Source organism: Lactobacillus sp. CA30L, assembly GCF_059900845.1.
In genome coordinates, this window is record NZ_JBWXGB010000001.1 from 54,815 (window position 1) to 79,454 (window position 24,640).

The 24,640-nt window shown below is 51.6% G+C and carries 29 protein-coding genes and 1 tRNA gene; 22 read left to right on the forward strand and 8 right to left on the reverse strand.

Going from position 1 to position 24,640, the window contains the following annotated elements; all coding sequences use genetic code 11:
- Positions 1–51: 51 nt before the first annotated feature.
- The 3 genes from AC2JF8_RS00250 (at position 52) to AC2JF8_RS00260 (ending at position 1,748) form a co-directional block, all read left to right on the forward strand.
- Positions 52–363 carry a hypothetical protein gene (locus AC2JF8_RS00250; protein ID WP_500760110.1) on the forward strand — a complete coding sequence of 104 codons (312 nt, stop codon included), beginning with the start codon at positions 52–54 and terminating at the stop codon, positions 361–363.
- On the forward strand, positions 363–698 hold the full coding sequence (locus AC2JF8_RS00255; RefSeq protein ID WP_500760113.1) for a type II toxin-antitoxin system mRNA interferase toxin, RelE/StbE family: 336 nt from the start codon (positions 363–365) through the stop codon (positions 696–698). The genes AC2JF8_RS00250 and AC2JF8_RS00255 overlap by 1 nt, the downstream gene beginning before the upstream one ends.
- Positions 699–854: 156 nt before the next feature.
- Complete coding sequence (locus AC2JF8_RS00260) at positions 855–1,748, forward strand: restriction endonuclease (protein ID WP_500760115.1); 894 nt, start codon at positions 855–857, stop codon at positions 1,746–1,748.
- A gap of 67 nt (positions 1,749–1,815) precedes the next feature.
- On the opposite strand, the gene AC2JF8_RS00265 is transcribed toward AC2JF8_RS00260, so the two are convergent.
- Together AC2JF8_RS00265 and AC2JF8_RS00270 are read right to left on the reverse strand one after the other, a co-directional pair.
- Complete coding sequence (locus AC2JF8_RS00265; RefSeq protein WP_500760117.1) at positions 1,816–2,151, reverse strand: type II toxin-antitoxin system PemK/MazF family toxin; 336 nt, start codon at positions 2,149–2,151, stop codon at positions 1,816–1,818.
- On the reverse strand, positions 2,144–2,419 hold the full coding sequence (locus AC2JF8_RS00270; RefSeq protein ID WP_500760119.1) for a type II toxin-antitoxin system RelB/DinJ family antitoxin: 276 nt from the start codon (positions 2,417–2,419) through the stop codon (positions 2,144–2,146). The genes AC2JF8_RS00265 and AC2JF8_RS00270 overlap by 8 nt, the downstream gene beginning before the upstream one ends.
- 388 nt (positions 2,420–2,807) lie before the next feature.
- On the opposite strand from AC2JF8_RS00270, the gene AC2JF8_RS00275 reads away from it, so the two are divergent.
- The 9 genes from AC2JF8_RS00275 to AC2JF8_RS00315 all read left to right on the forward strand — a co-directional run bounded on the left by AC2JF8_RS00275 (position 2,808) and on the right by AC2JF8_RS00315 (position 10,344).
- Complete coding sequence (locus tag AC2JF8_RS00275) at positions 2,808–3,992, forward strand: metal-dependent hydrolase family protein (RefSeq protein ID WP_500760121.1); 1,185 nt, start codon at positions 2,808–2,810, stop codon at positions 3,990–3,992.
- Between the two features lie 133 nt (positions 3,993–4,125).
- Positions 4,126–4,497 (forward strand): pyridoxamine 5'-phosphate oxidase family protein, encoded by a 372-nt coding sequence (locus tag AC2JF8_RS00280; RefSeq protein ID WP_500760831.1) that lies wholly within the window; start codon positions 4,126–4,128, stop codon positions 4,495–4,497.
- 194 nt (positions 4,498–4,691) lie between these two features.
- The gene (locus AC2JF8_RS00285) at positions 4,692–5,693 is read left to right on the forward strand and encodes a D-2-hydroxyacid dehydrogenase (RefSeq protein ID WP_500760123.1); all 1,002 of its coding nucleotides are present in this window, start codon (positions 4,692–4,694) and stop codon (positions 5,691–5,693) included.
- A gap of 132 nt (positions 5,694–5,825) precedes the next feature.
- Positions 5,826–6,533: a GH25 family lysozyme gene (locus AC2JF8_RS00290; protein ID WP_500760126.1), complete on the forward strand. Its 708-nt coding sequence runs from the start codon at positions 5,826–5,828 to the stop codon at positions 6,531–6,533.
- Positions 6,530–7,762 carry a DEAD/DEAH box helicase gene (locus AC2JF8_RS00295; protein ID WP_500760833.1) on the forward strand — a complete coding sequence of 411 codons (1,233 nt, stop codon included), beginning with the start codon at positions 6,530–6,532 and terminating at the stop codon, positions 7,760–7,762. The genes AC2JF8_RS00290 and AC2JF8_RS00295 overlap by 4 nt, the downstream gene beginning before the upstream one ends.
- 2 nt (positions 7,763–7,764) lie before the next feature.
- Positions 7,765–9,093 (forward strand): PTS sugar transporter subunit IIC, encoded by a 1,329-nt coding sequence (locus AC2JF8_RS00300; RefSeq protein WP_500760129.1) that lies wholly within the window; start codon positions 7,765–7,767, stop codon positions 9,091–9,093.
- Positions 9,094–9,146: 53 nt separating this feature from the next.
- Positions 9,147–9,219, forward strand: a tRNA-Arg gene (locus AC2JF8_RS00305).
- A gap of 565 nt (positions 9,220–9,784) precedes the next feature.
- Positions 9,785–9,973, forward strand: coding sequence for a hypothetical protein (locus tag AC2JF8_RS00310; RefSeq protein WP_500760131.1), 189 nt, complete (start codon positions 9,785–9,787; stop codon positions 9,971–9,973).
- 146 nt (positions 9,974–10,119) lie between these two features.
- Positions 10,120–10,344: a hypothetical protein gene (locus AC2JF8_RS00315; RefSeq protein WP_500760132.1), complete on the forward strand. Its 225-nt coding sequence runs from the start codon at positions 10,120–10,122 to the stop codon at positions 10,342–10,344.
- Between the two features lie 36 nt (positions 10,345–10,380).
- Here AC2JF8_RS00315 and AC2JF8_RS00320 read toward each other — a convergent pair whose 3' ends face one another.
- Positions 10,381–10,569 (reverse strand): hypothetical protein, encoded by a 189-nt coding sequence (locus tag AC2JF8_RS00320; RefSeq protein ID WP_500729263.1) that lies wholly within the window; start codon positions 10,567–10,569, stop codon positions 10,381–10,383.
- A gap of 86 nt (positions 10,570–10,655) precedes the next feature.
- Here AC2JF8_RS00320 and wecB point away from each other — a divergent pair, with 86 nt between their 5' ends.
- Positions 10,656–11,798 (forward strand): non-hydrolyzing UDP-N-acetylglucosamine 2-epimerase, encoded by a 1,143-nt coding sequence (gene wecB, locus AC2JF8_RS00325; protein ID WP_500760135.1) that lies wholly within the window; start codon positions 10,656–10,658, stop codon positions 11,796–11,798.
- 63 nt (positions 11,799–11,861) lie between these two features.
- On the opposite strand, the gene AC2JF8_RS00330 is transcribed toward wecB, so the two are convergent.
- Positions 11,862–12,395: a GtrA family protein gene (locus AC2JF8_RS00330; RefSeq protein ID WP_500760138.1), complete on the reverse strand. Its 534-nt coding sequence runs from the start codon at positions 12,393–12,395 to the stop codon at positions 11,862–11,864.
- Positions 12,388–12,834, reverse strand: a complete 447-nt coding sequence (locus tag AC2JF8_RS00335) for a flavodoxin (protein WP_500760141.1) — start codon at positions 12,832–12,834, stop codon at positions 12,388–12,390. The genes AC2JF8_RS00330 and AC2JF8_RS00335 overlap by 8 nt, the downstream gene beginning before the upstream one ends.
- A gap of 134 nt (positions 12,835–12,968) precedes the next feature.
- Here AC2JF8_RS00335 and map point away from each other — a divergent pair, with 134 nt between their 5' ends.
- From map to AC2JF8_RS00365, 6 genes are all read left to right on the forward strand, one after another.
- Complete coding sequence (gene map, locus AC2JF8_RS00340) at positions 12,969–13,796, forward strand: type I methionyl aminopeptidase (RefSeq protein WP_500760144.1); 828 nt, start codon at positions 12,969–12,971, stop codon at positions 13,794–13,796.
- Positions 13,797–13,801: 5 nt separating this feature from the next.
- Entirely contained in the window at positions 13,802–14,719 is a 918-nt protein-coding gene (locus AC2JF8_RS00345) for a YihY/virulence factor BrkB family protein (RefSeq protein WP_500760147.1), read from the forward strand.
- Positions 14,720–14,787: 68 nt separating this feature from the next.
- Positions 14,788–15,696: a UTP--glucose-1-phosphate uridylyltransferase GalU gene (gene galU / locus AC2JF8_RS00350; RefSeq protein WP_500760150.1), complete on the forward strand. Its 909-nt coding sequence runs from the start codon at positions 14,788–14,790 to the stop codon at positions 15,694–15,696.
- Between the two features lie 146 nt (positions 15,697–15,842).
- Entirely contained in the window at positions 15,843–16,994 is a 1,152-nt protein-coding gene (locus tag AC2JF8_RS00355; RefSeq protein WP_500760153.1) for a thiolase family protein, read from the forward strand.
- Positions 16,995–18,203, forward strand: a complete 1,209-nt coding sequence (locus AC2JF8_RS00360) for a hydroxymethylglutaryl-coenzyme A reductase family protein (protein WP_500760156.1) — start codon at positions 16,995–16,997, stop codon at positions 18,201–18,203.
- On the forward strand, positions 18,203–19,366 hold the full coding sequence (locus AC2JF8_RS00365; RefSeq protein ID WP_500760158.1) for a hydroxymethylglutaryl-CoA synthase: 1,164 nt from the start codon (positions 18,203–18,205) through the stop codon (positions 19,364–19,366). The genes AC2JF8_RS00360 and AC2JF8_RS00365 overlap by 1 nt, the downstream gene beginning before the upstream one ends.
- A 140-nt stretch (positions 19,367–19,506) precedes the next feature.
- On the opposite strand, the gene AC2JF8_RS00370 is transcribed toward AC2JF8_RS00365, so the two are convergent.
- Together AC2JF8_RS00370 and AC2JF8_RS00375 are read right to left on the reverse strand one after the other, a co-directional pair.
- On the reverse strand, positions 19,507–20,271 hold the full coding sequence (locus tag AC2JF8_RS00370; protein ID WP_500760160.1) for a MerR family transcriptional regulator: 765 nt from the start codon (positions 20,269–20,271) through the stop codon (positions 19,507–19,509).
- 148 nt (positions 20,272–20,419) lie between these two features.
- Entirely contained in the window at positions 20,420–20,710 is a 291-nt protein-coding gene (locus AC2JF8_RS00375) for a hypothetical protein (protein WP_500760163.1), read from the reverse strand.
- Positions 20,711–20,773: 63 nt separating this feature from the next.
- Here AC2JF8_RS00375 and AC2JF8_RS00380 point away from each other — a divergent pair, with 63 nt between their 5' ends.
- Positions 20,774–21,718, forward strand: coding sequence for an alpha/beta hydrolase (locus tag AC2JF8_RS00380; RefSeq protein ID WP_500760166.1), 945 nt, complete (start codon positions 20,774–20,776; stop codon positions 21,716–21,718).
- A gap of 94 nt (positions 21,719–21,812) precedes the next feature.
- Here the strand turns inward: AC2JF8_RS00380 and rlmD are convergent, their stop codons facing one another.
- Positions 21,813–23,189: a 23S rRNA (uracil(1939)-C(5))-methyltransferase RlmD gene (rlmD, locus tag AC2JF8_RS00385; RefSeq protein WP_500760169.1), complete on the reverse strand. Its 1,377-nt coding sequence runs from the start codon at positions 23,187–23,189 to the stop codon at positions 21,813–21,815.
- Positions 23,190–23,330: 141 nt separating this feature from the next.
- On the opposite strand from rlmD, the gene recX reads away from it, so the two are divergent.
- Together recX and AC2JF8_RS00395 are read left to right on the forward strand one after the other, a co-directional pair.
- Positions 23,331–24,146: a recombination regulator RecX gene (recX, locus tag AC2JF8_RS00390; RefSeq protein ID WP_500760172.1), complete on the forward strand. Its 816-nt coding sequence runs from the start codon at positions 23,331–23,333 to the stop codon at positions 24,144–24,146.
- A 10-nt stretch (positions 24,147–24,156) separates the two neighbouring features.
- Positions 24,157–24,636, forward strand: a complete 480-nt coding sequence (locus AC2JF8_RS00395) for a hypothetical protein (RefSeq protein ID WP_500729278.1) — start codon at positions 24,157–24,159, stop codon at positions 24,634–24,636.
- Positions 24,637–24,640 lie beyond the last annotated feature (4 nt).

Here is a 24,640-nt window from a genome sequence, read left to right on the forward strand (position 1 = left end):
GTTATCATTTAGACAATAAATGATAATTAAATGCTAGCAAACGTTTGGAGGGTGATATACATATCGACAGTACAATTTGGTATCCGGTTGGACCAAAAAGAAAAACAGGAACTGGAAGAGAATGCACAGGCCATCGGCCTGACCGCGGCAGCCGCGGTTAAGATGTTGATCGCGCAATTTAACCATGATAAGGGCTTCAGCTATCCGGTTAATCGCAAAGAAAGCTCACAGAAAAATGTCCCGCTGCCCAAAGAAGTGGAGAAGGCGCTGGTTTTGGCCAGGGCCGAGGAACTCGGTCTCATTAAGGACACCAGCGAGAAAGTCAACGATTTGTCTGCCTGGAAAAAACGTTGGGCTGAATAATGAAGTATCAAATCCGTTTTGAAAAATCTTTTATCAAACGAATGGATAATTTGGGAAAGTTGTTTGGACCCTCTGTGGGTGATGTTAGGGATGCTCGTGAAACTATCTTAGATGCAGTATCTATACTTTCCTCTGGCGCAAAGTTGAGTGATGAATTTGCCGATCATGAACTTAACAGACAGCCCTGGAACGGTTACCGTGAATTTCATGTGCTCAATGATCTGTTGGTTATTTATTACCGGGTTGATGCCAAGAAGCGTCTACGGATGATTACGGTAACTAACCACGAGGAATTGACAACGGGGAAATTACCACATAGTAAAAACAATTATTAAAACAAGATTTGCTATTGCCGCTGGGCAGGTAGTGAATCTTGTTTTGCTTAATTGAGAAATAATTTTTCCTTTACGTGAAAAATTGCTAGAATGGAATTATCAATAATAAAGAAAATTAGGCCAAGAGTGCCTTAGCAGATTTAGAGGACGAGTACAGTGGCAAGCAAAGAGATTACGAAGGAAAATTTAGCGATGAAGGAAGTACTCATTGCGATGCACAAGTTGGGCGGTCAGGTCACCAGAAACGAAATTCAACAGGAAATTCGGGCTGATTCGCAGGTATTTTCTGAAGATGATGTGGACCGCACCCGCGTTTCGAAGAAGAGTGGCAGAACGTACCATCCATTCCGTTTCCAAATGAATTTTGCCATTAAATACTTGATTTTGGCGGGCTTCATCGAGAGCAGTGACAATCGCAACCTTGAATTATCTGAGAAGGGCCGCAGAACCGATCTGACTACTTTTGATGCGCAGAGGGACGTGCGTGCGGTTTTGGATACGCAAGTCAAGTCTACGGAATTAAACAGGGGCCAGGCGATGAATAATGGTGAGACCGAGTCCGTATCGGAGGACGAAGAAGATGGTGTAGATCAATGGCGCCAGGATCTCCTTGCTGCGTTGCAGCGGATGGATCCCCGCAAGTTTGAATTGTTCTGTCGTGGTCTGCTGGTCAAGATGGGGATTGACGTCGATGACACAATTGGTGTGAGCTATACCGCAGATGGTGGTCTTGATGGCTTTGGCTACGTGCGCTCCGAAGATTACCGCACCACGCGCGTCGCCTTGCAGGCCAAGCGCTGGCAGGGCAATGTCCCGGCACCCGAAATCGATAAGTTTCGCGGGGCCATGGATAAGTACAACGCCGAGTTTGGCATTTTCATCACGTCCTCTGATTTTTCCCGCGGCGCAATCAAGACGGCGCGCCAGGGTACCCGCATCATCACGTTGATTAACGGCGACGAAATCTGCAACCTGGTGGCCAAGTATAATTTTTACGTAACGCCCGTAACCACCTTTCAGCTGGGCAAGTTTTATACGGACAAGGACTAGATATTACGTGATTACTGATAGGACGTAAAAAGCTGGAGCAATGCTCCAGCTTTTTAGTGTACCTAATTTATAAATTATTTTTGGCTTGAGTAAGAAATAAACGCAAGCGCCCCGTATCGCTATCGCTTAATTTACTAATATACTTGATTTGGTTGGCCATCTCTTTAGAAAGAGTATAGATACGGTATGTGTCAATCCAGGAGTGTCTTCTCAGACCCGTTGACTGGTAGTCCTTGATTTCGAAATACCATTGCTTAATCCGCTCAGACTTATTGGCAAACTTGGTAGTGATATCAAAGAAAAAGATCTGCTCTTCCGTTTCACGCAAAATAAAAATAGGCCGCCGTTTACCGCCGCTGACTTGAATGAAACGGACATAGGCAGTGGCAATATTGTTACTCATCTTTTTGTGCCCAGGCCTGGATTTTTTCTGGAGTGTCAAGTTGTTCAACCGGCCAAGTTGAAGTTAAGCGTTCGATTTTCAGTTCATCCTTTTCCCTTTGTGTAAGTACAGGGGAGAAAGGCAGGCCGCCTTCTGCAACCAGTCGTTTATAAAACATGGTAATTGCTGTCGTCGGGGTCAGACCGAGCTTTGCTAGCACTTCATCGCCTTCGTCTGCAAGTGCACGGTCGAGCCTGACTTGGATTAGTTTGTCTGTTGACTTCTTCATAATGCACCTCTTTTGTCTTGATTATACTAGTTAATCAGCCACCGGGCCCACTTCCCCGCCTCTAGTTGACAAACCCGACTTGGCGTGCTTAAATGAAAGCCAAATTAATAGTTTCATCTTGAAGAGCAGAGTAGCTACTGACGTGCGCCTTTAAAGAGAGCCGGCGTGGTGGTGGAAGCCGGCAGGCGCCGGGTAGCGAACATGGGCTCGGAAACGGTGACTGCCGGTGACAGTTAGCCGGCGGCGGGGCTGCACCCGTTATCAGTGCAGGCTGCTAGCTGGCAGCCAGTGAGGTTTAATGCGCAAGCATTAATCAAATTAAAGGTGGTAACACGAAGCACTCGTCCTTGGTACAGGGATGGGTGCTTTTTTATTTAGGAGGCAAAAAATGACGAAGACGGTTTTTACAAATGCAAATGTCTTTAACGGCAAAGACGAGGCGGTGCAGGAAAATTGCTACCTGCTGGTCGATGACGCAACGGGCAAGATTATTGCGATAACCAGCGGTCAGGCGCCGACTGCCGAACACACGGTCGACCTGGGCGGCAAGTACGTCATGCCGGGGCTGATCAACTGCCACACGCACATTGTGATGGATTCAAACACCCCGGACGGCGCTACCGGTGCAGGCGTGGTCGAAGCAACGGTGCGCGCTGTGGGCCACCTGCACGACCTGCTCAAGTCCGGCGTGACCTACATCCGCGAGTGCGGCAGCTCCTTTGACATCGACATTGCGCTGAATAATCTAATTAAGGAGGGCAAATTAACGCACGTGCCGGAAATCATGCCCGCGGGGCGGCCGTATTCAATGACCGGCGGCCACGGCGACATGCAGAACTTTGCCCACCTGGTCGATTCGCCCGACGAGGTGCGCAAGGCGGTCCGCCGGGGCATCAAGAAGGGTGCCAAAAACATCAAGGTCATGGCCACCGGCGGCGTGATGACGGAGAACGACTTCATGGACGACCCGCAATTGAGCACGGCGGAGATTCACGCGGCCGTTGAGGAGGCCCACCACAAGGGCCTGATTGTTGCCGCCCACGCCGAGGGCAACCCCGGCATCCTGAATGCCATCAAGGCGGGCGTTGACAGCATCGAACACGGCTTTTACGTCAACGACGAGGAGATTGCACTGATGCTCAAGCAGGGCACGTACCTGACGCCGACGATTGTCGGTGCGTGGGCCTTCATCGAGTACGCACCGGGCAAGATTCCGGACTGGGAGATGGCCAAGATTGCGTCCGCCTGGAAGGACCTGCGGGGCAACATCACGCACGCCAAGAACGCGGGTGTTCCGATCACGCTGGGCACTGACGCCGGCACGCCCTTCAACGACTTCACGATGACGCCGCAGGAACTGCCGCTTTTGGTGGAGCAGGGCTTCACCAACTTCGAGGCGCTTCAGACCAGCCTGAACTCGGCCCGGCTGATGAAGATTGCGGATGAGTACGGCACGCTGGAAGAGGGCAAGTATGCGGACTTCCTGGTGCTGGATGAAAATCCCCTGGAAAAAATTTCCGCGGTCTTGCAAGAAGACAAGCAGGTCTACAAGAAGGGCAGACGCGCGTATTAGTCATATTAGTTTTAGTTGTTGCTTATCATAAGCATAATCTTTTGAATACTCGAACAGATGTTTTATAATTTAAAGAAGTTACCGCGCGCAGTAACTTTTTTATTTTTTAAAAGACGTTTAGGAGGAGCTTATGATGGAACAAAAATTTTTAGACGTGATGAAAAACGAAGGTCCCGTGACGATCGTGACGGTCAACGCGCATCCAGCCAGCGTCGTCAACACGTGGATGTCATACGTCAAGATTGATGAGCAAAACAACTGCCTCTACATTCCGGCGGCCGGGATGCATTCAATCGAAAATGACTTTCAAAGCGATAGGACGGTCCTGCTCACCATGGGCTCCAAGAACGTGGAGGGCACGGCCGGACCGGGAGCCGGGTTCCACGTGCGGGGACGCGGCGAGTTCATCGAAGATGGTCCCGCGTTCGACGAGATGAGAGAAAAGTTCCCGTGGGTGCGCAAGGTGCTGCGGGTTGACGTCGAGCAAATCATGCAAAAAATCTAGGCTGATAAGTCTGACGACTGCACCCCTGACAAGCACTGACCAAATTTTGAGTCGGTGCTTATTTTTTACTACAAGCTCAGGGTGTCTTCCTATCAACGTGCAGGATCATAATAATTCAAATAAAGCTTTAATTACTTGCTAATGTTGGTTTAAAATATGGGTAGCATATTTTATCCGCAAGGGAGGAACAATCAATGAAAGTTTTGTTATACAACATGACGCCGGAACAACAGGTCTACGTCGATAAGTGGAGCAAGGGTCACCCGGAGGACGAGCTGGTGACGACTCAGGACGACCTGACCGCGGCCACGGTCGGTCAGGCTGAGGGCTTTGACGTAGTCAGCGTCCTGCAGGTCGCCGACATTAGTGAAGAAGAGGTCTACCAGAAGCTGTCCGCTTACGGCATCAAGCAGATTGCTTTGCGGTCGGTTGGCTACAACATCATCAACTGGGACTTTGTTCACAAGTACCACATGCTGGTCACCAACACGCCGGCCTATTCGCCCCGTGCGGTGGCCGAGAACACGTTAACGTCCGCCATGTTTTTGCTGCGGAAGTGGGGGCAGATTTTCAAGAATGAAAAGGAAGACCTCAACTTTGTCCGCAGCTCGGATCTGATGAGCGCCGAAATCTACCAGCAGACGGTCGGCATCATTGGCGTCGGCCGCATCGGCTCGGCGGTGGCCGAGATCTTTCACGCCCTGGGTGCGCGGGTAATTGGCTACGATGTGGTTGAGAATCCGGCCAACGAGGCCTTCTTGGAGTATGCGGACTTTGATACGGTGGTCAAAGAATCCGACATCCTGACGCTGCACACGCCGCTTGAAGCCGGCATGGAGGACATGATTAGCGCCAGGCAGTTTAAGCAAATGAAAAACACGGCGATCATCATCAACGATGCCCGCGGTCCGCTGGTCAACACCGCTGATTTGATAGCGGCACTCAAAAACAAGGAGATTGCGGGGGCTGCATTAGACGTGTTGCCGGGTGAAGAGACGTTCCTGATGAAGAAGTTCTCTTCGCGCAGCGAATTGCCGGCGGACTACCTGGAACTGGCCCAGATGCCGAACGTGGTTTTCACTCCGCACTCGGCCTACTACACCCAGACTGCGGTGAAGAACATGATTGAACAGAGCATGACGGACGTCAAGCGGGTATTGAACGGCCAGCCGCCGGTGTACCTGGTTAACGAATAGCTTGTGCTTGAACAGAATGGCCATTTTAAAAATTGGTCATTTTTTTGCGCAAAATTATCAAATTGCCCGGTTATCATTTATAATTGAATGGTTGGTATAATGACGTGGTGGAAAAATAGGCGGAGGCAAGGGATGAAGAGGTTTCACCATAAATACACGCTGCCGGCGATCTTGTTCTTGCTAGCTGTTGCGGTGGGGCTGCTGATAACGGGCCTTTTTAACCTGCACAGCCAGACGACGCTGCCCCCCGATGCGAATTCGAGCGCAATCGGGGTGGAGCTGAACCAGAACTACGGCTACATTGACCTGCACGAGCTGCAGGCCAACGGCATCTCGTTTGTGTACCTGAAGAGCACGCAGGGCCGGTCGTATTTTGATGATGACTACCTGTCCTACCGCGATCAGATTCTGGGCACCAAGCTGGCCTTTGGCACCAGCATTGCATATAGCAACGAGTCAACCCCGCTGGAGCATTACCGCTATTTTATTAAAAAGGTGGGGACGGACACGGGCACCCTGCCCGTCTTGATTGAGCCCGCCGTTGACGATCACAGCCTGCACTACATCAAGCAGATGGCGGCTTTTAGCCGGATGCTTGCGGCGCAGGGCAAGCGGGTGATGGTGGAAACGGCCGTTAAGTACAAGAAGTACTTTCCGCGCGGGGTGATGTTCGCAACTTACGGCAAAAAAGCCCCCAACCGGATCCAGTATTCATTTTGGCGGTACACTAATGACGGGCGCGTGAAAGGCGTAAGGGGCCTGGAGGACGGCGTGGCCATGCTGGCGTATAACGGTACCGTTATGCAGTATAAACAGAAATATGGGCAATTAACACAATAATGAGAAAAGAAATTCAAGCGGTTTTAACCAAGTTGGGCTTTGACCACCCAACCTTAATTCAGCAAAAAACCAGTGACGCAATCCGTCAGGGAGCCAGCTGCATTGCGCTGGCCAAGACGGGCACGGGCAAGACTTTGGCGTACGCCCTGCCGGCGCTCGAGCGAATTGAGCCGGGTGCGGCCTGCAGCCTGGTAATCATGGCGCCGACCACGGAACTGGCGGTGCAGATTCGGCATGCAGTCAATCCCTTCATTAGCGCGTTGGGACTTAGCGGCGTTAGTTTGGTGGGTGCAGGCAACCGCAAGCGCCAGGAAGACAATTTGAAAAAGAAGCACCCGGAAGTGGTCGTGGCGACGCCCGGACGGTTCTTTGACTTCTTCTCGGCCGGGCGGATTAGGGTCGACCAGATTAAGACCCTGGTAATCGATGAGGCCGACGATATTCTTGAGTTCAGCAAGATGGAACTCCTCGGTTCCCTGGGACAGAATATGGGGCCCGATTCTCAGATTCTGCTCTTTGGCGCGACCGAGTCGGAGGTTACCCGCAAGGCCGACGAACTTTTTGCCCGGCAGTTTCTGCTGATTGACGTGCGCGCCGACCAGGAAACGACGGTCAATAATTACTTCCTGCAGGTTGACAACAACCACAAGGTCGACTTTGTGCAGCGCCTGCTGCGGCTTAACCGCTTCAAGGGCATCCTCTTTTTTGATTCGAACCGGACGATGATGCGCTTTGCCGGCATATTGGCCCACACCAAGACCAAGTTTGGCCTTCTGGCCAATGAATTCGGCAAGCAGAAGCGCGAAGAGGCGCTCCGGGACTTTAAGGCGGGTAGGACCAAGCTGCTGCTGGCGACCGACCTGGCCGCGCGTGGCCTCGACATCACGGGGGTTACCTACGTCGTCAACTTTGATATTCCAAGCGAGGTCAACACCTACCTGCACCGGGCGGGGCGTACCGGACGCATGGGCGCCACAGGCTACGTGGTCACGCTGGGCGACGACCATGACTTTCGTGACCTCAAAAAACTGCTGGGCGATTTCACCGCGCTTGAGCGGATGTATTTTGCCGGCAACAGGCTGACGCACCAGTTACATGACAAGGATAAAAAGCAGGAGAAGAAGCAGGCGGCTGCTGCACCCGCGGTTAAGGACAACAAGAAGAAGCATAAGAAGCGGCACCTTAAAAATAAGGGCTATCACCCGCATTACCTAAAGAAGAAGGAGTAGAGATGAGTCGTTTAGTTGCATGGCTGGAAGATTACGTTTTGCCACTGGCCAATAAACTGGCGCAGACCCGCTGGCTCGTGGCCCTGCGGGACGCGTTTATTTCCGTGATGCCGATTACGATTGCGGGTTCAGCTGCCGTTCTGATTAAGAGCCTGCTTGCAGCCGCCAAGACCCACTTCGGCCTGCGGGCCTTCGCCTGGCTACTGCAGCCCCTTGCGTTGGCCGGCGACATCGTCTGGCGGGGAACGTTTGCACTGTTTGCGCTGTTTTTGTCGATGGCACTGGGCTACCACCTGGCTAAAAGCATGGAGGTCGACCCCGTTGCGGGGGCAATCGTTTCCTTGTCATCGCTGGCGATGAGCATCGCCAACCTGACCAAGCTGAAGGTGGACGGCAAGGACGTTGCCGTGCGCAACGCATTTGACATCTCGCAGTTCTCAACAACCGGCATCTTTACCGCAATTCTGTTTGGTACCATTGGCGTGACTATCTTTGCCCTGTGCATCAGGGCCCGGCTGACGCTGCACATGTCGGCGAGTCTGCCGCACGCCGAACAAATGGCCTTTGACTCGTTACTGCCGGGAATTATCGCAATCTTCAGCGTGGGAATGATCAACCTGATTTTTCAGACCGTCACCGGCACCTTCTTTGGCAACTGGCTGCTGCACTCGATTCAGACCCCGCTGATCAAACTAGGGCAGGGCTTCGGCATGGTGCTGCTGGTCACGCTATTGGTCCAAGTGTTTGGCTTTTTTGGCATCAACGGCCTGAGCGTGTGGGCACCTATTCTTGATTCAATCTGGCTGACTGCCCAAAACGTCAACGTCACGGCCGTGCGTGGCGGCCACGCGGCGCCCTTTTTATGGGTGCGCGGCTCGTTCGATATCTTCGTCTGGTTCGGTGGTACAGGTGGCACACTGATGCTGATTGCGGCCATCCTGCTTTTTTCCAAGCGCAGCGACTACCGCACAATTGCCAAGGTGGCCCTGGCACCCGGTATCTTCAACATTAACGAGCCCATCATCTTGGGGCTGCCGGTTGTGCTTAACCCGGTCTACTTCATTCCGTTTGTCCTGGCGCCGCTGGTCAATGTTGCTTTCTCCTATTGGGTCACCATGATGGGGCTGGTCAATCCGGTGCAGGCGGCGATTCCCAGCGTGGTGCCACCGCTCATCGGGCCGTTTCTGGCCTGCAACTATGACTGGCGGGCCATCGTCTTGTGCGTTATCAACATGCTGATTGCGCTGGCCATCTGGACACCCTTTGTCTTTGCGGCGGACAAGATTGCCGACGCCAATAATCCGCAGTCCTACTTCACGCGGCAATATTAATTGCAAAAAAAATTGACTTTTGCCCCCTACTTTTGGTAAAGTTAATTTTGTACGACCCTGTAGTTCATCTGGATAGAACAATGGTCTCCTAAACCGTAGAGGTGAGTTCGAATCTCACCGGGGTCATTAATAAGCAACTCAAATCATTGCTATAGCGGCACTTTGGTGAAGCTATGGACTAAACTTGGACTAGAGAACCGCACTACTATAAAAGCAGCGTGGTTTATTTGGCTAATGTCGTTAAATTTTTTATCTGATTTAGACTTTAATTCATTAATCATATGTGCGTAGAAGGCTGCTGCAATGGGCATGGTAAAATGGCCAATCATTTGCTTATTGCACATAAATAAAAATCAATTCTTAAATCTGGTTGATTATGTACCAAAATAAGTGTATTAAATATATAATGTGATGAGAGATATGAAAAACGAAAGCACAAAAAAGTTCTAAAGCCGAAACTTTAGAACGAGCTGGAGCAATTGCCTCGGTTATATCTGCAATCATCGCATTACTTTAGTACCTAGGACTAACGCCCTAGTAGCTTTGAGAAACCGCAAGGTCTCTATTGGCCATAGCTTAAACTATAATGGAGGATCAAGCAATGACTAAACGCATGGCTTGGACAATAATACTGGTTTGTTCAATAATAACAATAACTTTAAAAATAGTAATGATGTTAAAAGGATAATTGATGGCTAAATTAACGGATGCACGTATCAAAGCAAATAAAAAGTGGGACGAAAAGAATAAGGAACGAACTCGTTATCTTCGGTATAGATCGACAGCTAAAAATTTTATTTTAAAAAAAGCAACTGAAGAAGACTTGGATACGATGCAGGAATACATTGAGCAACGCAGAATTGAGTTAAAAGGCAAATAAGTTGAAGTTGATGAAGTTGAAGTTGAAGTTGAAGTTAACCCCTAGAATTGGCCTTTTTTATTTAACTTCTTGTATGCTGTGGTCAGACTAGTGACCTTGGTGGATAATCAAATTAAAGAATAGTTTGTGCCGAAGGGGCGGTTTCAATGATGGATAAAGAACAAATTATGAAAGTATATCACGGGTGGGATCCAACCACTATTGCGGCAATCTCAAGGTACGTTGATAAATTTCACGAACCGTGGTCAACCTATGGTCCTTGCGACGTTGAATTGATTAATTATTGCGTGGAAAAGGGCAAGTCGATCGATGAATTACCGGAAGATGATCCGGTAATTTTAAAGTATAATCCCAGAGATAGAATTTATTGAAGTTAAAGGGATGCCTGCTTATTAACGGTGGAAATTTCACACCAGTGGCCAGCGCATCTGGAGCGCAACTAAGAAGCCAATCACGATAAAGAGAATAATTCCGGTCAAAAGCAAAAGGCGGCGAGTTGTGCGGGCCTTTTTATAGTCAAAGCTGAAGACCAGGCTGAAGCTCGCAATAACGATCAACAAGCCAGATAACAGCAATAGGTTAAACTGATAATGCATTTTTTCTCCTCGTTGTTTTACCAATAATTAAACCATATTGACTTGTTTTTTGGCCGTTAAATCTTTAATATTAACGTGGAGGCAATATGACAAAAATTAAGGTAATGATGGTTTTTGGTACACGGCCCGAAGCAATCAAGATGGCCCCACTGGTGCTGCAGCTGCAGGCAGATGAGCGTTTTGATGAGGTTACCGTGGTCACTGCCCAGCACCGCGAGATGCTGGACCAGGTACTGGAAATTTTTAAAATCACCCCGGACTATGACTTTAACATCATGAAGAAAAACCAGTCGCTTGAGGCAATAACGTCAAAGGTCATGCTGGACATGGTTGAAGTAATCAAGAAGGAACAGCCGGACATTGTGTTGGTCCACGGCGACACGACGACCAGTTTCGCGGCCGGCTTGGCCAGCTTCTACCAAGAGAGGCCTTTGGGCCACGTGGAAGCGGGACTGCGCACGTGGAATAAGTATTCGCCCTACCCGGAAGAGATGAACCGGCAAATGACGGATGACCTGACGGACTTGTACTTTGCACCGACCAAAATGAGCAAAAGCAATCTGCTCAAGGAGAATCATAAGGCGGCCAATATTTTTGTGACGGGCAACACGGCAATCGATGCGTTGCAGCAGACCGTGCAAAAGGATTACCACCACGAGGTGCTTGACCTGATTAAGCCGGGCCACAAGATTATTCTGGTTACGATGCACCGGCGCGAGAACCAGGGCGAACCGATGCGGCGCGTCTTCAAGGTGATGAAGCAGGTGGTGGACAGCCACGATGACGTTGAGATTATTTATCCGGTGCACTTATCGCCCAGGGTGCAGGAAGTGGCGCGTGAAATACTGGGCGACGATCCGCGCATTCATTTGATTGCCCCGCTAGACGTGGTGGATTTCCATAATCTAGCCAAGCTGAGCTACTTCATCATGACCGATTCCGGCGGTGTCCAGGAAGAGGCACCGGCGCTGAATAAACCGGTTCTGGTGCTGCGCGATACGACCGAGCGGCCCGAAGGGGTTGAAGCCGGGACGCTGAAATTGGTCGGCACGCAGACGACTCAGGTGCGTGCAGCAATGCTTGAACTGCTGGACAACAAGGACGTGTACGACCAGATGGCGCATGCCAAGAACCCTTACGGCGACGGGCACGCATCGGAGCGGATCATGGAAGCAATCGCCTACTACTTCTCTGCTCACAAGGGCGAGCGGCCGCAAGATTTTGAATAAAAACGAACTAATCAATTAACTAGAGCAAAAAAGCCCAAATCAACTTATTTTGGGCTTTTTTGCTTATTTTTGTTTGCCATCAGTGCCTGACTTGATACGTTCCTTGGCGCGCTCAATCATCGTCTTTTCCTGGACCTGGAAGACCGAGCGTGTGGTCAGGTAGTTGAAGATGCCGACCAGGAGCTGGTCGATAATCTTTACTGACAATGCGTTAAGGTGCAGCCAGGACAGGCCCACCAGCATGATCAGGCTGTCGGGGATGATGCTGATGATGCGGTAGGCGAAGAAGGCCAGCAGCTTTTGCCACGTGGAGTGTTCCTGGTCAACGTTGTTGGTGAAGACGGCCTTTTGATTAAAGAAAAAAGACGCGAGGTTGGAAACCACGAAGGCAATCGTGTTGGCAATTAAAAGCGGACTGCGGCCCCACTTGTGCAGGGCCATGAAGACGACCGTGTTGATGAGTGCCGCAACAAAGCCGAAGACCATGTAGACAAACAGGTTGCGGTGCCGTTTGACCACCTTCTGGGCGAGGGTGCGGATGTTAGGGTCTTCGGTTGAGTTAAAGCTGCTCGTATTGCTTATTTTGTCTTTAGCCATTTAACTGGTTAGCCATTTCCTTGGCGGCGTTGTCAATCAGGTCAATTGCTTCGTCACCGGGCGCATTTTCAATTGTAACCGGCTTGGTCAGCTCTTTAGCACCAACTTGCTTGAACATTTTTTCGAAGTCGAAGACGTTTTCACAAAAGTGGTCGGCGTAGACCATGTCGCCGCTGCCCATTACCGCAAAATACTTGTTGCTGAGGTCCAATTCCTTAAGCTGGTCGTAAAAGTCCGCAACCTCATCAGTCATCGTGCCCTCACCGTAGGTATAAGTGACGAAGATGCACAGGTCGCTATCTAAATAGTCACTGGCATCGGTGAATTCGGCCTCGCTGGAATCGACGTCAAAGCCCAGGTCCTGCAGGTCCTCCTCCAAAATTTCCGCCATATCCGCATCGTTGCCAGTCATGCTAGCATAGACAATTTTTGCCTTCATAGTCCTCATACCTTTCATATATACATTATCATAGTATTATACCTAATTTTGCCTGTTAGATGAAACCCTTTAGTAAACTTTTAAAAAACGCTATAATGTAAATAAACATCATTTTATAGAGGAGAAGTTTAACTTTGATTACAATTAAATCCATACGGGAACTTAAGGGCATGCAGGCTTCGGGCCGCCTTTTGGCATCAATGTTTGAAGGGCTGCGGGACGTAATTAAGCCCGGCATCACCACTTGGGTGATTGAAGAATTCTGCCAGGATTTTGTCAAGAGCCGGGGCGGACGTCTTTCCGAGCAGGGCTTTGAGGGCTACAAGTACGGCACCTGCATCTCCGTCAACGACCAGATTGCCCACGCAACGCCACGCAAGGACACGGTTTTAAAGGAGGGCGACCTGGTTAAAGTTGACGTAACGTGCAACCTCAACGGCTTCGAGACGGACTCGTGCACGACCTACCCGGTTGGCACAATTTCAGAAGAGGATCGCGACCTGATGGAAGTGACCAAGAAGGCCATGTACCTGGGCATTGACCAGGCGGTCTTAGGCAACCGCATCGGCGACATCGGCGCTGCCATCCAACACTTTGTTGAAGACGAGCACCATTATGGCGACGTCAAGGAACTGGTTGGTCACGGCATCCAGCCGACAATCCACGAAGATCCCGAAGTTCCGCACTGGGGCAAGGCAGGTCATGGCTTGCGCCTGCGCGCGGGCATGACGATTACCTGTGAGCCCATGGTTGAAGCCGGCGGCGACTGGCGCATTGCGCAGAAGTCGGTGGCGGACCCAAGCGATGATTGGGTCTTTTACGCAACACCGGACGGCTCTAAATCGGCCCAGTTTGAACATACTTTTGCCATCACCAAGGACGGCCCCAAGATCCTGACCCTGCAGAAGCCGTACGATGGCTATGAGAAGTACCTGCCGCACTTTGACGAAATGGACGAGTAGGGTGTATGGGTATAAAAGCGGGGGCAAGAAGACGACGCATTGCCAGGTTTTATAAGGAACTATCCCGCAGGTTTACGCAGGGGGAAGTCTTGACTAGTGCGATTGCCATCGCCTATTACGTTTTGTTCTCAATATTTCCGTTAATTATTATTATCGGAAATATTTTACCGCTGTTTCACATCAATACGGGGCCCATCGCCAGCTACCTGAAGCTGATTTTTCCCGAGCGCATCGCTGCGTTCATCATGCCCATCATTAATTCGCTCCTGAAAAGCAATTCAACGGGCTACATTTCGTTTGGTATCCTGCTGGCAATCTGGTCGGTTTCATCGCTGGTCAACGCGATCCGCATCGGGATGAACCGGGTCTACGGCGTCCGCAAGATTGAACTGCAGCAGAAGTGGCAGGTGACCGTGTGGACGAGGTCAATCACAATCATGCTGACCAACCTGATGATCATGATTTTTGCGCTGCTCAGCCTGACCTTTATTTTTGGCCAGCAGGTACTGGAATTTTTGCGGCCGATTTTCTCCTTTTCCGTGGGTGAAATCGAGCACATCTTCAGCTACCGCTACCCGGTTGTTGTTATCACACTGACCAGTGCCCTGTACTACCTGAATTATTTTCTGCCGAATATCAGGCTCAAGAAGAAGGTCATCTGGCCGGGCGTCATTACAACACTAGCCAGCTGGCTGCTTTTGTCGTGGCTGTTTGGCTTCTACTTGCGCCATTTCCATATTAGCTGGGAAAATTACGGCATCATCGGCACCTTCATCATCTTCATGCTCTGGCTCAACATTGCGTCCATCCTTTTTCTATTGGGCACCTGCGTCAACGCGGCCATTGTGGCGCTCAACTACGGTAAGGTGCAGTACTCCATTGGGCGCCTGGCCGAATACATTCAAAGTAAGCGCCACCGGTAATAGTGGAACTATGCCGGTAATTTTGGTATATTAAGTTATAAAAGATTGACAGAAAGTGTGTGTGTGGTATGAAAGTAAGGAAAGCCATTATCCCCGCAGCGGGACTTGGTACGCGGTTTATGCCGGTTACCAAGGCGATGCCCAAGGAAATGCTGCCGATTGTCGACAAGCCGACGATTCAGTTTATTGTGGAAGAGGCTAAAAATTCGGGGATCGAGGATATCCTGATTGTTACGGGCAAGAATAAGCGGCCGATTGAAGACCACTTTGACTCCAACCCCGAACTGGAGCAGAACCTGCAGGAAAAGGGCAAGACCGGTCTGCTCAAGATGTCGCAGGACATTACGCATTTGGGCATCAACATTTATTACACCAGGCAGCCGTACCCGGCCGGCCTGGGCGATGCGATTGCGCGCGGGCGCAGCTTTGTCGGTGACGAGCCCTTCATCGTGATGCTGGGCGACGACCTGATGATGGACCGGGTGCCGCTGACCAAGCAGCTGATCAACCGCTATAACGAGACCCACGCGTCGACCATTGCCGTTATGCCGGTGCCGCACGAGGAAGTTTCCAAGTACGGTGTGATTGAGCCCGAAAGCGAGATTATGCCGGGGTTGATCAACGTCAAGTCCTTTGTCGAAAAGCCGAGCGTTGACCAGGCACCAAGCGACTACGCCATCATTGGCCGTTACCTCTTAACGCCGGAGATTTTTGGCATCCTGGCCGAACAGAAGCCAGACAAGGGCGGCGAGATCCAGCTGACCGACGCAATCGACACGATGAACAAGACGCAGCGGGTCTTTGCACACGTCTTCAAGGGCAGCCGCCACGACGTTGGCAACAAGGAGAGCTACCTGGAGACGTCGATTGAATACGGTCTGAACCACCCGGAGACCAAGGACGCCTTGCGCCGCTACATAATTGACCTGGGCAAGCGCCTGCAGGCCGGTGACAACAAACACAAGAAAACCAACTAGTATTAACCAAAGCAAATGAGGCCACGAACGCGTGGCCTTTTTTAGGGTAAAATTTTTCTTAATGTCGGATTAATTGCTATTGCTGAATGAAAAAGTTGGGTAAGATGTAGTGCGTAAGAAGACTCTTTTGCCAAGGAGAAGATTTTATGAAGGATATTTTTGTTGTTGCAGCCAAGCGGACGCCCTTTGGCCGTTACCGCGGACTCTGGCGGGACCAGGACGCCGTAAGCCTAGGTGAATTTACGCTGGAAGAAACGCTGAAAAGCATTGACCTGGATGCCTCCGAGCTCGAGGCCCTGTTCATGGGCAACGTTCTGAGTGCCGGTTTGGGCCAAAACATGGCCCGGCAGGTTGGTCTAGGTGCGGGGATGCGTGATACCAGCAGTGCGGTCACCATTAACGAGGTCTGTGGTTCAAGCCTGAAGGCGCTGCGCCTTGCACAGGGGCAGATGGAAATGGGCGACTTTGACCTGGTTGCCGTGGGCGGTGCCGAGAGCATGACCAACGCCGTTTATTATGCGCAAACTAAAAAAGACGCTGACCTGCACAGCGAGATGCTGGACGACGGGCTCATTGACGCCTTTTCGGGCATGCACATGGGTCTGACCGCCGAAAACGTTGCGGCTAAATACCATGTTTCGCGCCGGGAAATGGACGAATACAGTCTGCAGTCGCACCAAAAGGCGGCCGCGGCCGCGCGGCAGGGCTATTTCGACGGCGAGATTATTCCGCTAAAGGTTGATGGCGCAACCGTCAACCGGGATGAAAATATTCGTCCGGACACCAATATGGCAGCCCTTAGCCAGCTCAAGCCGGCCTTCAAGGACAACGGCTTGGTCACGGCGGGCAACTCGTCGCCGTTGAGCGACGGGGCCAGCATGGTAATCCTGGCAACCAGGGAAAAGGTCGACGAATTGGGCCTGACGCCACTGGCACGCCTCGGGGCGTTTGCCGAATCCGGGACCGATCCGGCCTACATGGGCTTTGCCCCGTATTTTGCCGTCCAAAAGCTGCTGGACCGGACCGGCAGAAAGATCAGTGATTACGACGTGATTGAGGTTAATGAGGCGTTTGCGGCACCGAGCGTGGCCGTAATGCAGGCACTGGAAATTCCGGCCGCCAAGCTGAATATGTTTGGCGGCGCCATCGCACTGGGGCACCCGCTTGCGGCTACGGGCACGCGCCTGGTTGCCACGTCGATCAATGCGCTGAACCACGTTGACGGGCAGAGGGCACTGGTCACCCTTTGCATCGGCGGCGGGTTGTCAATTGCGTGTGAAATACTGCGGGTTTTTTAAATGAAGTTTTATGAATTGCCGCCTGCGGGCCGTCGTGCCTGGCTCAGGGCACAAGGGGTTGAACTAGATGAGACAGATGAAGCCGACTTGCTTCGGCTCAATCGCCTGAGCGAAAACGTGGTGGGAGAACTGCAGCTCCCTGTTGGCATTATCAAGAGTCTGATTGTTAACGGCCGCCCTTACGTGGTACCGATGGCAACGGAGGAGCCGTCAGTCGTGGCGGCCGCTAACCACGGCGCCAGCCTCTTTGCGCGTGGCGACGTGAGCGCGGTCAGCAAGCGCGCCGGCATTTACGGTCAGATTGTTTTGCAGGCGGGCAGCGGCTTCGATGCAGGGGCGTTTAAGAAGGAGTTTCCGCCGTTGATTGACCAGGCCAACGCCGCGTTTGCCAGTCTGGTTAAGCACGGCGGGGGCGTTCGAAGGATTGAAATGGACCGTCAAGATGATTTGGTCTTTCTCAGGGTTTTGATTGATCCGGCGGAGGCGATGGGGGCCAACCGGGCTAACGCAATCTTGGAGTTCATGGCGGACAGGCTGGCGCAGTCGCCGCTGATTAGAGCGAAGCTCTTTGCCATTTTATCGAACTATCCGAGTCAGCTTACGCAAGCGCAGGTCAGGCTCAGGACCCAAGCGGTAGGCGGGCAGGCAACCGCCCGGCGCATCGCCTTATTAAGTCAGATCGGACAGACTGACCCCTACCGCGCCGCGACCAACAACAAGGGCATCATGAACGGCGTTGACAGCGTGCTGCTTGCTACCGGCAACGATACGCGGGCGGTCGAGGCGGCTTGCGGCGTTTGGGCCAGCCGCGACGGTCGCTACCGTAGCCTCAGTTCGTGGCGGATTGACGGAGCGGAACTGGTTGGTCAGCTCACGCTGCCACTGGCTCTGGGTACGGTGGGCGGTTCGATTAGTGCCCGCCGCGACGTCCAGCAGAACTACCGTATTTTGGGTTCAAAAATCACTAGCGCAGAATTGGCAAACGTGGTTGCAGCGACGGGTCTGGCCAACAACCTGGCGGCGCTTTTAGCGATTGCAACAACGGGCATCCAAAACGGACACATGAAGCTGCAGGCCAGAAACATTGTGGCTGCCCTGAACGCAACGCCGCAGGAGAAGAGCCTTGTTTTAGAATTGATGATTGCCCAAAGGGCATACTCGCAGACGGCAGCACGGAAATTATTGCAACAGGTAAGGGAGAAAAAGTAATGGAAGTTGGAATTGACCGGATTGGTTTTTACACGCCTAATAAATACGTCGATATGGTGGATTTGGCCCATGCGCGGGGAGTTGATCCCAATAAGTACCTCATTGGGATTGGCCAGCGGCGGATGAGCGTGGCCGACCAAACCCAGGATGCCGTGTCAATGGGCATCAATGCGACGCAGAATTATATTGACCAGATTGACCGCAAGCAGGTTGGCTTGCTGATCATGGGCACAGAGAGCGGGGTAGACCAATCGAAGTCGGCTTCTTTGTTTGTTAAAAGCGCGCTGCAGCTGCTCCCTGACGTGCGCACCTTTGAAATCAAGGAGGCCTGCTTTGGTATGACGGCTGGGGTCATGATTGCGACCGACTACGTTCGGCTTCATCCGGAACGCAGTGCAATTGTGATTGGCAGCGACATCGCACGCTACGGAATCGGCACCAGCGGCGAGGTCACCCAAGGCGCAGGCAGCGTCAGCGTTTTGATCAAGGCCGAGCCCAATATTCTTGCACTAAAGGCCGCCCATAGTGCCTATAGTGCCGATATTAATGACTTCTGGCGGCCGAACGATTCACCGGTTGCGCTGGTGGACGGCAAGTACTCGACCGAGGTCTACCTGGACTTTTTTGCGCGGACGTTTGCGGACTACCGCAGGAAAACCGGCACGGCCACCGCGGATTTTGCCGCGCTCATTTATCATTTGCCCTTCGTTAAGATGGGTTTTAAGGCCAATAAGCTAGCCAGCGAAAATCAGGATGAAGAAACTGCGCAGCGCCTGCAGCAGAACTTCACGGCGGCCGCACACTTCAGCCGCGACGTCGGCAATATTTACACCGCCTCGCTCTATTTGAGTCTGCTCAGTCTGTTGGAGAATGGCAGTCTGGCCCCGGCGGCGCGTATTGGCCTGTTCTCATATGGTTCCGGCGCAATGGGCGAATTTTATGCGGGTCAGCTTGCTGCGCACTACGGCGATTTTTTGGAAGTCAAAAAAGATCAAAAGATGATTGCCCGGCGGCAAAAAGTAAGCATTGCGGACTACGAGCAAATTTTTACTGAAGCCCTGCGCCTGCCGGAAGACAACCGTGAACTTGCAAGCGATGAGGAAGCAGGCTACTGGTACTTTGCCGGCACCCAAAGTCGCGTGCGGCAGTACAAGCAAAAATAAGAAGCGCCCAATGGCTGGGTCCGACCACAATTTTAGCAAACAAAAAACCACAATTACTGCGGTGAATCTCCGAACTGGGGATCACAGCGCAAGGTAATTGTGGTTTTTGGCTACTTGCCGTCAAGAATTAAGAATACCTGCTAGGCGTAGTAATCAATGACCGCTTTCAACGTTTCCGCGGCGTGCTCTTTGCCCGTGCCCTTTGCATAATACTTTTTGAAGCGGTCGTCGCTTACGTACATGGCGGCAAGGCCCCTGTGTGCCGCGGGCGAGTACAGACCCTGGGGCCAGGCTAGTTGCAGGTATTCCTTGTGCAGGTCAAAGAGGTGCTGCGCCGCTGGTTGTTTTAGATCGGGCGTATCTGGCAGCAGCGCGAGCTCGTCTAAGATTTGTAGGGCAACTTCTTTAAGACGCCTCACTTCGTTTTCCTCCAGTGCGTTAAATTTGCGGTTGCTGGCATCAATGGTCTGGCTGCCGTATTTAGCGCGTATTTCCTCCCCGTATTGGTCTTCATTGTCTTCGATTGTTTTAGCCTTCAAAGCGGCAAACTTTTCCTGATCGCTCATTTCTGATGCTCCTTTCATTGTTGCAAGTGTCTTGTCTAAACTGATAATCAAGTCGCCGAGTCGTTCTTGTTCAGCCCGCATTTTCGCACGCTGGGCGGACAAGATTTGGTACTGCACCTCTTCGGAATCATCCAAAATTTTCTTTATTTGGTCCAGGGGGATATCAAACAGCCGCAGAAACAAAATTTTTTGGAGCCGGTTGACCTCTGCCTCATCGTAATACCGATAATTGTTTTGGGGATTCCTGCGTGCCTGCAAGAGCCCCTTTTTATCGTAGAACCGCAGCGTCCTGGTTGAAGTGCCCGCCAGACGGGCTAATTCTGTGATTGAATATGACATGATTAAGTTCCTCACTTGCACAGCAGATTATAGACTTTGACGCAGCGTCAAGGTCAAGCCCAAGGCCAAAAATTGTTCAGGCGGCGGCAAAGCTGGGCCCCTCTTTTTTGGCGCTAAAAAGGTGGTGGCCAATGATTGTCCACGCGCTTTACATTAGAATAATTGCGTTAAGCTCAGGATGTATTTGAATCCCATACAGGGGGATTTTTTTCGTTTTGTCTTTGACATACAGGGGGATGCTGCGCCCGTGCAAATTTTGCACCATCCGAAATATCTTTGCCTTGGTCAGGGGCTCTTTTCCCGGGTAGAGCAGACAAGAACTGCTTGAAATTTTTAACTTGGCCAGTGGCTGAAGGTGATTGTTCATTGCCGCATAAAGAGCGGTCTGTCCGCTCAGGTCATTGGTTAATTGCAAAAGGTCGGTCAATCTCATAATCATATCCTATACGTTTTAAAAAATGCTATACTATTAATATTACTTTTGAAAAGGTGGTTTTACCAATTGAAACACAAAAAGCTCCGGCTTTCATTACTTGCTGTTATTCTGTTGTTATGCCTGGCACTGCTCGGCGCCGGGCTGTACTTCTTTAAGGTTGCCTGCGTGCCGGGACCCAAGAGCTTCTTGAGCTCGTCCAGCACCGTGCTGAAGAAATCAGACCCGCTCTACCGGGAAAAAAGGTGGTTCAAGGAGACAGCCAAGCAAAAGTGGCACATTAAGTCAGCCGACCAGCGCTACAAGCTGGATGCCAACTATATTCCGCGTCGCGGCGCCCAAAAGACCGCCGTTATTTTGCCGGGATACATGGACACGAAGGAGGACATGGGCAAGTACGACGCACTTTTCCATCGCCTGGGCTACAACACGTTGACGCCTGATCCGCGGGCGCAAGGGAACAGCCAGGGCAAGTACATCGGCTACGGCTGGGTTGAAAAGGATGATGTTAAAAAGTGGATCGGCTACCTGATTGCCCGGAAAAAACCGCAGCAAATTGTCGTCTACGGGTTGAGCATGGGTGGTGCCACTGCAATGATGGTCAGTGGGCTCAAGCTGCCCCGGCAGGTTAAGGCCTTTGTGGAAGACTGCGGCTACACCAACGTCAAGGACGAGATTGAGCATGAGGCCAAGGCACTCTATAATTTGCCGGCAATCCCGCGCTTTCCGCTCGTCGAAATTCTGAGCGGGATCAACCGCATAAAGGTGGGCTACTTTTTGCATGATGGCTCGAGCGTTGACCAACTACGGCAAAATCACCGCCCAATGCTGTTTATTCACGGCGGCCGGGATACGTTTGTGCCGACCAAAATGGTCTACGAGAACTACCGTGCGACCCGTGGGCCCAAGGAAATCTGGGTTGCACGCGGGTCCACGCACGCCCATTCATTTGCCGATCACCCCAAGGCGTACCGTCAGCACGTTGCGACCTTTTTGCACAGGTACGTTAAGTGAGCTAAAAAATTGTCCGCTGGCAGGCCACAATTAAACGTGCACATAAAAATAGCCGTCTTGCTTTTAGGATTAAAAGCAGGGCGGCTGTTTTTTATTAGCGCAGCGTCAGTTTGACAACGCATTCGCACCGCGGCGTCTGCGGCAGCATGTCGACGTTTTCAATCAGGCGAACGTTGTAGGCCTCGCTGAGCAAAACGAGGTCTTGAGCCAAAGTCGACGGGTTGCACGAAATGTAAACAAAGGTCCTGGGCTTGACCTTGAGCAGCGTTTTGATTAAGCTCTTGGCCAGGCCCGTGCGGGGCGGATCCACAATCAGCGCATCAATGGGCACGCCGCTTTGTTCAAGCTCGGGCAGCACCTTTTCGACACTGCCCTGGATGTAGTCGGCATTTCTGATGTGGTTGAGGTTGACGTTGTGCTTGGCGTCTTCCACCGCTTCGGGGATCGTCTCAATTCCGAATACCTGCTTGACCTGGTCCGCGGCCAAGATGCCGAGGGTACCCACCCCGCTATAGGCATCGATAAGCGTGTCCACGGGCGTCAGGTCCAGAAACTTGAGTGCGCGTGAATAAAGGGTGGCGGTTTGGACCGGATTCAGCTGGAAAAAGGCCCGCGGTGAGAGGGCAAATTTTTTGCCCAGAATTTCGTCGGTGATCTGGTTCTTGCCGGCTAGTTTTTCCGTGCGGTTGCCCCACACTTGCGGGTTGCGCCAATCCGTTTCGTTTTGGAAAACACTGACGACGTCCGGCAGCTTCATGATTTCCCGGCTCAAAGCAGGGAGGTTTTTCAAGACGCGGCCCACCGTGATCAGTGTAACCTGTATTTCCTTGGTGGCCTCTGCCTGCCGCACCACAATTGTTTTTAGACCATCACGGTGGCGGTAAGGATCAGCAACAGGCACGTGCAGCTGCTCAACCAGTTCCTTGATTTTGCGCTCGGTTTTCTGCGTTGCTGCGGACTGTGTCGGCATTAAAGGCAGGTCGTGCAGCTCATGCGAATTAGGCGCAAATAACCCCAGCTTGACCTGGCCGTGGTCCTGCTCGATTTGGTACTGGGCCTTATTGCGGTAGTGCCACTCAGCGGGGGCCGGGATGGTGTTTTTCACCTTGTACTTGCTGTAGCCCCGCGGGTGGTACTTCTTGAGGGCTTCGAGGACGTTGTCCCGTTTGAATTCGAGCTGCTTGTCATACGCCAGGTGGGCCAGTTCAAGTCCGCCGACAGTGGGGTCAACGCCCCGGGGGAAGGCTACCCGGTCCGGGCTCTTGTCCTTGATGCGGATCAGTTCGCCCTGGATGTAGTGCGGGAATTCTTCCTTGATTTTTGCTACGACCACCTCGTTTGGCAGGGCACCCGGGATAAAAATGATTTTTTTCCGGTAGTAACCGATGCCTTCCCCGTTAATGCCAATCCGCTTGATTGTGATGATCACGTCTTTTTCACGTGTTTCTTGCCGCTGCTGTTTTCTATTCATGATTTTTTCTTTCTACGATAAACAAAATTAAATAAACAATTTTCTCGCTTAGTAATTAATTGTACTCCCTGGGAAAACTTTTTAGCAAGAATGACGGAAATTTGCTAGCATGGAGTTAAACAATTAGAAAGGTGGATTAAGATGCCCATTATTACAAAAGTTAGTGCACAGAAGCGGCCCGGTCGCTATAATGTTTTTTTAGACGGCCAGTACGCGTTCTCGGCGAGTGAGCAGACGATCGCAGAGTTTGTCCTGCTAAAGGGTCAGGAATTATCCGCGGAGCAGGTGGCCCGCGTTAAGCAATTTGATGCCGGTGCCAAGGCAACTAACCTGGCGTCAAATTTTCTGAGTTACGAACCGAGAACCGTCTTCGAGGTTTTGCAGTATTTAAACAAGCATGATGTTGACGAGCAGTCGGCTCAGAGCGCAGTTGCCCAACTGAGCGAGATGGGCTTTTTGGACGACCGCAAGTACGTTGAAGTGGCGGTCAGACAGAGCTTGCGCACCGGTACGGAGGGCCCGCTCAGCTTGAGCCGGAAGATGACCCAAAAGGGCGTGGCTGCTGAACTGGTGGAAAGCGAACTCGCGGCAATTGCTGATGAAGACTGGCTGGATGCCGGGCTGCGCGTGCTCAAGTCAATGAAAAGCAAGGTGGGCAAACTGTCTGAGCGTGAGTTAGAACGGAAAATGCGCAGCAAGCTAATGAGTCACGGCTTTTCCGGTGCGCTTGTGGAGATGATTATTGCTGAGGTTAATTTGCAAACCGGTACGGATGAACAGCTGGAAGCCTTGAAAAAGCAGGGCGTCAAAGCCTACAAGCGTTTTCGGCGCTTAAGCGCCAGCGCGCGGCAAACGAAAATGCGCAACTACTTGTACGCGCACGGTTTTACGAGCAGCGAGATTGACTCCTTCATGGCGGGGGAGATAATCCCGCTGGACGAATTGGCTGAATATTAGGGGAATTATAATGAAAAAATTACAGCAAGAAACAATCTTTGTCGGCCGTCCCTTTGCGGACCAGCTCATGGATGAACAGAGAACTTTTAGCAAGAGCAACCTGGAAATTGAACGGGATCCGGTTTTCCAGCGCTTTTTGGCGGACAACCAATTATCGGCCAGGCGCAGCAGCATGCTGGTGTTTGGTCAGGAAAATTTCATGTACTGGTACGGCGTGCTCGCCGCTCGTGTAGTCGAGGTTCCGCAGGGTCTGCTGCGCTTTGTCCTGCCCGCGGCGCAAGTGGCGTTTAAGGAAAGCACGCAGCAGGAGCGGTCCTTTTTTAACCTGCCGGTCAACTTGATTTTGCCGCAGTTTTTGGAAGAAGTAACCGCCAGCGGCATAGCGGTTTACGAAAATCCGGGCGACAGCGCCACGCCTTACTACGTGCAGGACCTTGATCTGGAGACCAAAAAACTGACCCAGATGCTATATCTAAAGGCCAGTAAATAAGGTT